The organism is Mitsuaria sp. TWR114, from assembly GCF_007997345.1.
In genome coordinates this window covers 1-5853 of record NZ_VOSR01001124.1, presented here as the reverse complement: position 1 = coordinate 5853, position 5853 = coordinate 1, and the positions used below count along the sequence as shown (strand labels likewise).

Here is a 5853-nt window from a genome sequence, read left to right as displayed (position 1 = left end):
GGTGCTCATGGGCGTCTCCTGGCGCGGCCCTCGCGGGCGTCCGCGGGTGAGGGGCTCACCGTACGGCGCTCAGCCGAGCGCCGCCTTCAGCGCATTCAACATCCCTTCCGGCGCCTCGGTCATCAGTGAATGCCCGGCCGGCAGCGTCTGCACCCGCGCGCCCAGCAACTCGGCCAGCTGCTTCGCCGCCTTGGGCGGCGTCATCACGTCCTTCGCGCCAAGGATGAGCTCGGTCCGCACGCCGGCGGCCGTCAGCTTCGCGGCGGCCTGCGGCGCACCCTGGTAGCGATCGCAGACCAGGAAGTCGTGCTCGAACAGGTTGCCCCGTTCGCCGTAGCCATCCTGCATGCGCTCCATCAGCGCGAGATTGCCGCCGTGCAGCCAGGCGCCCGGCGCCGGGTAGGACGGCTTGCCGGCGGTCGTCGCATGCGAGAACGCGTTGACCATGGCCATCGCCGCGCGCGGCCGCTCGCGCGAGGTGGCCAGCAGCGCGTCCGAGACCTTCATCGGCCAGGCCGTGCCGACCATCGCCAGCCTGGCGATGCGCGCCGGGCGCCGTGCCGCGGCCTCGAGCGCGATCAGCGATCCCATCGAGTGCCCGACCAGCGAGACCGCGCGGTCGGCCGTCACGCCGGCGGTGTCCAGCAGCGCGTTGATCCAGTCGCCGAGCGCCTCGACGTCATCCAGCGCCGGCCCTGCGCTGCGGCCGTGGCCGGGCAGGTCCACCGCCAGCACGCCGCGCCCGTGGTGGGCGAAGTAGCGGGCCAGCAGCGTCCACACGCTGTGGTCGTGCAGCGCGCCGTGGATGAACACGACGACGGGCAGCGTCGCATCGAAGCGCTTGCCGCCGGTGTAGGCGTAGGCCGGGCGGCCCTGGACGTTCAGCTTCATCGCGCTCATTTGGCGGCCACCTTCAATGCGGACTTGAGATCGGCGATCAGGTCCTCGGGATCCTCCAGGCCGATCGACAGCCGGATCGTTCCTGCGCCGATGCCGGAGGCGGCGAGCGCCGCGTCGTCCATGCGGAAATGCGTCGTCGAGGCCGGATGGATCACCAGCGAGCGCGCATCGCCGACATTGGCCAGGTGCGAGAACAGCCGCAGCGATTCGATGAAGCGGCGGCCGGGCTCGCGGCCACCCTTCAGGTCGAAGCTGAACACCGCGCCGGCGCCCTTGGGCATCAGGCGCTGCGCCAGCGCGTGGTCGCGGTGCGAGGGCAGGCCGGGGTAGTTGACGCGTTCGACGATGTCCTGCGATTCGAGGAACTCGGCGATCCGCTGGGCGTTGCTCACGTGGCGCTGCATGCGCAGCGGCAGCGTCTCGATGCCTTGCAGCATCAGCCAGGCGGTGTGCGGGCTCATGCAGGCGCCGAAGTCGCGCAGGCCTTCGCGGCGCGCGCGCAGCAGGAAGGCGCCCACCGTGCTTTCCTCGTTGAACACCATGCCGTGGAAGCCGTCGTAGGGTTCGCAGAGTTCGGCGTAGCGGCGGCGGTCGCCGCTGGCCGCGTGGGCGCGGTCCCAGTCGAAGCGGCCGCCGTCGACCAGCAGCCCACCCACCACGGTGCCGTGGCCGCAGAGGAACTTGGTCGCCGAGTGATGGACCAGGTCGGCGCCCAGCGCGATCGGCTGCTGCAGGTAGGGGGTTGCGAAGGTCGCGTCCACCAGCAGCGGGCGGTGGGCGTCGTGAGCGATCTGGGCGATGGCGGGGATGTCCAGCACGTCCAGTCCCGGGTTGCCCAGGCTTTCGCCGAGCAGCAGCCGGGTCTCGGGCCGGATCGCCGCGCGCCAGGCGTCGAGGTCGCCGGGCCGGACGAAGGTTGTCGAGATGCCGAAGCGCTTGAGCGTGTAGTGCAGCAGATTGTGCGAGCCGCCGTACAGCGCGCTCGAGGCCACGATGTGGTCGCCGGCGCTGGCGATCGTGGCGATGGCCAGGTGCAGTGCGGCCTGGCCGCTGGCGGTGGCGATGGCGCCGACGCCGCCGTCGAGTGCGGCGATGCGTTCCTCCAGCACGGCGGTCGTCGGGTTGGACAGCCGGGAGTAGACGTGTCCGCTGCGCTCCATGTTGAACAGGCCGGCGGCCTGTTCGGCGCTTTCGAACACGAAGGAGGTGGTCAGGTGCAGCGGCACGGCGCGGGCGCCGGTGCTGGGGTCGGGCGCGGCGCCGGCGTGTAGCGCCAAGGTATCAAAGCCCGGGTCGGAAGGACCTGACATGGGTGGTCTCCTGCTTGTCATGCGGTGAGGTGAGGTCTGGCGCCGGGCATTGTGTGCTATGTTGGCGGCCAACTTTTCCTCACGTTTTTCTCAGGCGACCATGAAAGTCTCCGACATCCTGCGCGTCAAGGGCAGCACGCTGTTCACTGTCTCTCCGGACACGCCGCTGGCGCAAGCGGCCGAGACCATGGCCGAGCGCGACATCGGCTCGCTGGTCGTGATGGAGTTTGGCGACCTGGTGGGCATGCTCACCTTTCGCGAGGTCATCCAGGCGGTGGTGGGCAACGGCGGGAGTGTCGGGACGCGGCTGGTGCGCAGCGTGATGGATGATGCGCCGCTGACTTGCACGCCGGAGACCGAGATCGACGAGGTGCGGCGGATGATGCTGGGTCGTCACGCGCGCTACATGCCGGTGCTCAATGGCAAGCAGTTGATGGGCGTGATTTCGTTCTACGACGTGGCCAAGACGGTGGTGGATGCGCAGGATTTCGAGAACCGGATGCTGAAGGCCTACATCCGGGATTGGCCGTCCGAGGACGGCGCCCAGCCCTCCTGACGCGACTCGCGCACAAGAAAAAACGCCCCGCTTCCACGGGGCGTTTGTCTTTGCCCACCGCGCCCTCGGTCAAGGGGCAGTCGTGCGCGGCGAGACAGATGTGATGCCTGCCGCGGTGTCCGGCTGGGATGCGGGGCTAGGCGCAGACCGGAGCCATAGCGGCGCTATGGCGAGGATCTGCAACGCCGCCCCGCGCCCAGCCGGGCGCCGCGGCGGGCGTCACATCCAGGCGACGCCGTAGTAGTCGTAGACCTTGCGGCCGTACTCGTCGGTGTACTCGGGGCGGTCGGTCTGGGCGTAGCGTGGGGCCTTCTCGAGCTGGTCTTCGCGCAGGGGGACGACGTAGCCGTCGAGGCTGGTGTCGTACTTGAGCATGTTCCAGGGGATGGGATAGCGGTCGGTGCCGATGCCCATGAAGCCGCCGAACTCCAGGGCTGCATAGCGGACGAGTCCCGAGCGTTTGTCGATCACCAGGTTGTCGATGGTGCCGAGCTTGTCGCCGTTGCCGTTGTAGACCTTGGTGCCTTCGACGCGATCGGAGGCGATGGTGGTGCTGGCCATGAGGGGGATCTCCTAGTCAGTTGCGATAAGGGGAAGGAGGCAAATCGCGTGCCGCACTGCTCCGCGCGGCGCGCCCGCTCGTACGCAACTCGACCGGGAATTTCCCTTGCCTGAACAAGGGAACTCTTCACCGCCGCGCCGCGGCCCTCCCGCATGCCCAAGCTGCCCACCGCCGTCCGTGAAGCCGTCGACATCGTCAGCGAGGCCGCGCAAGGCTGGAGCGACGACAACGCGCCCAGCATGGGCGCGGCGCTGGCCTACTACACGCTGTTCTCGATCGCGCCGCTGCTGCTGATCGTCATCAGCGTGGCCGGGCTGGTGTTCGGCGAGCAGGCCGCGCGCGGCGAGGTGATGGCGCAGCTCTCGGACCTGCTGGGCACGCAGGGCGCGATGGCCGTGGAGGACCTGCTCAAGCGCGTGAACCGGCCCGACGAGGGCGGCTGGGCCGCCGCGATCGGGACCGTCGTGCTGCTGGTGGGCGCGACCTCGGTTTTCGCCGAGTTGCAGAACTCGCTCAACCGCATCTGGAAGGCGCCGCTGGTGAACAGCGGTCCCGTCTGGAAAAGCCTGCTGACGCTGCTGCGCAAGCGGCTGCTGTCCCTCGGGCTGATCCTCGGCCTGGGTTTCCTGTCGATGGTGTCGATGGTCGCCAGCGCCGCGCTGGCGGCGATCAGCAAGTGGTGGACCGGCTGGCTGGGCGCGGAGTTCGTGCTGCTGGCGCAGGTGCTGAACGCCACGCTCGCCTATGCGCTGATCACCGTGATGTTCGCCGTCATCTACAAATGGGTGCCGGACGTGCCGGTGCGCTGGCGCGACGTCTGGGTCGGCGCGCTGATCACCTCGGCGCTGTTCAGCCTGGGCAAGACGCTGATCGGGCTCTACATCGGCCGCAGCGGCGTCAGTTCCGCTTACGGCGCGGCGGCCTCGCTGGTGGTGATGATGCTGTGGGTCTACTACTCGACGCAGGTCTTCCTGATGGGCGCCGAACTCAGTTGGGCCTTCGCCAAGCGCCACAGCCTGCGGGAGCAGGCCGCCGCCACCGCGGCGCGGGCGCTCCAGGCCCGCTGAGATCTTTCTCGGCGCGGTGCCGACGCCGCGCCGATGTCCCGCCCACGTTCCGCGTCCGTGTCGCTGTTGTGCCGTGGATGCCCGATGAACACGGCGATCCCGGCCGTCAGGTCCGTCGACGCCGGCATGAGGTTTGCCTTGATCCCTTGTGGATTCGGCGGCATGGGCCGCCGGGTTTGTACAACCGGCGAAACGCCTGAAAGGAAGTGCCATGAACCAGTATGGGCAACGAGGCAGACAGGACCAGCGTCAGGACAACCAGTGGGGCCAGGGCGATCGCGATCGTTCGCACTACGGGGCGCAGACGGGCAGCCAGCGCGGCCAGGACCGGTCGCGGGAGGACCAGCAGGCGGCCTATCAGGGCTCGAGCTTCCAAGCCGACCGGGATGACCCGCGCGGCGGTGGCTACAGCGGCGGTTACGGCGGCAACTATGGCCAGGGCCGCGACGAGCGCGACGACTACCGCCAGGACTACCGCAGCCACGGCGACTACCAGAGCCAGGGTGGCTATCGCGGCGGCTACGAGAACGAAGGCTGGGGCGGTGACCGCGGGCGCTCGATGAGCGGCAACTACGGCGGTGGCAGCCAGGGCGACAGCGGCGGCTACGGCGGCTACAGCGGGTCCGGCGACTACGGCAGCCGCAGCTATGGCGCGTCCAGCGGCTACGGGCGTGACAGCACCGGCTCGGGCGCTTATCGCGACCAGGGACCTCGCCATGAAGGCTGGCGCGAGGATGCCGGTCGCCGCGGCGACTATGGCGGCATGGCCGGCTCCAGCTCGAGCAGCAGCTATGGCGCCTCGCTCGGCGAGCATTACGGCGGCAGCCAGGACGCGCAGGGTGGCGGACTCGAAGGTCGCGGTTATCCGGGCAGCCAGCGTGGCGGCTATGGCGGCCAGTCCGGCGGCTACGGAGGGCAGTCTGGCGGTTATGGTGGCCAGTCCGGCAGCTATGGCGGTTCGGGTGGTTCGGGCAGCTACGGCGGTTACGGCGAACAGGGCGGCGGCTACGGCGCCCAGTCGCAGCGCCGGCAGCATTACGACCCCGACTACGAGCAGTGGCGCGCCGAGCAGATGCGCAGCCTCGACAACGACTATCACGGCTGGCGCCAGGACCGCTACCAGAAGTTTTCCGAGGACTTCAACAAGTGGCGTTCGGAGCGCTCCTCGCGGCAGGGCTCGTCCAGCGGCACCGGATCCTCGTCGGGGCAGTCGATGAGTTCGCAGGACACCAGCGACTCGACGCGCTTCGGGCAGGGCGGCAACACGCTGGGCAGCGGCACCGGGACGCACGAGAGCGGCCAGTCCACCACCAGCGGGTCGTCCAGCCTGTCCAGCGCCTCCACCGGCGCCACGCCCGGCGCATCCAGCAGCACGACGCCGGGCTCGTCCTCCGGCTCTTCCTCGGGGTCGTCCCCCAGCAAGACCAAGTGAGGCCGCGATGAGCCGCGCGTCGCGGT

6 protein-coding genes are annotated in these 5853 nt (G+C 69.4%); 3 read left to right on the top strand and 3 right to left on the bottom strand.

What is annotated here, in order from left to right; genetic code table 11:
- Positions 1 to 69: 69 nt before the first annotated feature.
- A complete protein-coding gene (locus tag FUT87_RS28065; protein ID WP_147242768.1) occupies positions 70 to 891 on the bottom strand; it encodes an alpha/beta fold hydrolase in 822 nt (273 codons plus the stop codon).
- A 5-nt stretch (positions 892 to 896) separates the two neighbouring features.
- Positions 897 to 2210 (bottom strand): O-acetylhomoserine aminocarboxypropyltransferase, encoded by a 1314-nt coding sequence (locus FUT87_RS28060; protein WP_147243077.1) that lies wholly within the window; start codon positions 2208 to 2210, stop codon positions 897 to 899.
- A 100-nt stretch (positions 2211 to 2310) separates the two neighbouring features.
- On the opposite strand from FUT87_RS28060, the gene FUT87_RS28055 reads away from it, so the two are divergent.
- Positions 2311 to 2766 carry a CBS domain-containing protein gene (locus tag FUT87_RS28055; RefSeq protein WP_091724801.1) on the top strand — a complete coding sequence of 152 codons (456 nt, stop codon included), beginning with the start codon at positions 2311 to 2313 and terminating at the stop codon, positions 2764 to 2766.
- Between the two features lie 219 nt (positions 2767 to 2985).
- Here FUT87_RS28055 and FUT87_RS28050 read toward each other — a convergent pair whose 3' ends face one another.
- A complete protein-coding gene (locus FUT87_RS28050; RefSeq protein ID WP_147242765.1) occupies positions 2986 to 3327 on the bottom strand; it encodes a PRC-barrel domain-containing protein in 342 nt (113 codons plus the stop codon).
- A gap of 153 nt (positions 3328 to 3480) precedes the next feature.
- On the opposite strand from FUT87_RS28050, the gene FUT87_RS28045 reads away from it, so the two are divergent.
- Positions 3481 to 4395 carry a YihY/virulence factor BrkB family protein gene (locus FUT87_RS28045; RefSeq protein WP_147242766.1) on the top strand — a complete coding sequence of 305 codons (915 nt, stop codon included), beginning with the start codon at positions 3481 to 3483 and terminating at the stop codon, positions 4393 to 4395.
- 211 nt (positions 4396 to 4606) lie between these two features.
- The gene (locus FUT87_RS28040) at positions 4607 to 5827 is read left to right on the top strand and encodes a hypothetical protein (RefSeq protein WP_147242767.1); all 1221 of its coding nucleotides are present in this window, start codon (positions 4607 to 4609) and stop codon (positions 5825 to 5827) included.
- The last annotated feature ends 26 nt before the right edge of the window (positions 5828 to 5853 follow it).

Coding starts and splice junctions, on each gene's coding strand:
- FUT87_RS28060 (WP_147243077.1), bottom strand. CDS start 2,210: ATGTCAGGTCCTTCCGACCCGGGCTTTGATACCTTGGCGCTACACGCC.
- FUT87_RS28065 (WP_147242768.1), bottom strand. CDS start 891: ATGAAGCTGAACGTCCAGGGCCGCCCGGCCTACGCCTACACCGGCGGC.
- FUT87_RS28040 (WP_147242767.1), top strand. CDS start 4,607: ATGAACCAGTATGGGCAACGAGGCAGACAGGACCAGCGTCAGGACAAC.
- FUT87_RS28045 (WP_147242766.1), top strand. CDS start 3,481: ATGCCCAAGCTGCCCACCGCCGTCCGTGAAGCCGTCGACATCGTCAGC.
- FUT87_RS28050 (WP_147242765.1), bottom strand. CDS start 3,327: ATGGCCAGCACCACCATCGCCTCCGATCGCGTCGAAGGCACCAAGGTC.
- FUT87_RS28055 (WP_091724801.1), top strand. CDS start 2,311: ATGAAAGTCTCCGACATCCTGCGCGTCAAGGGCAGCACGCTGTTCACT.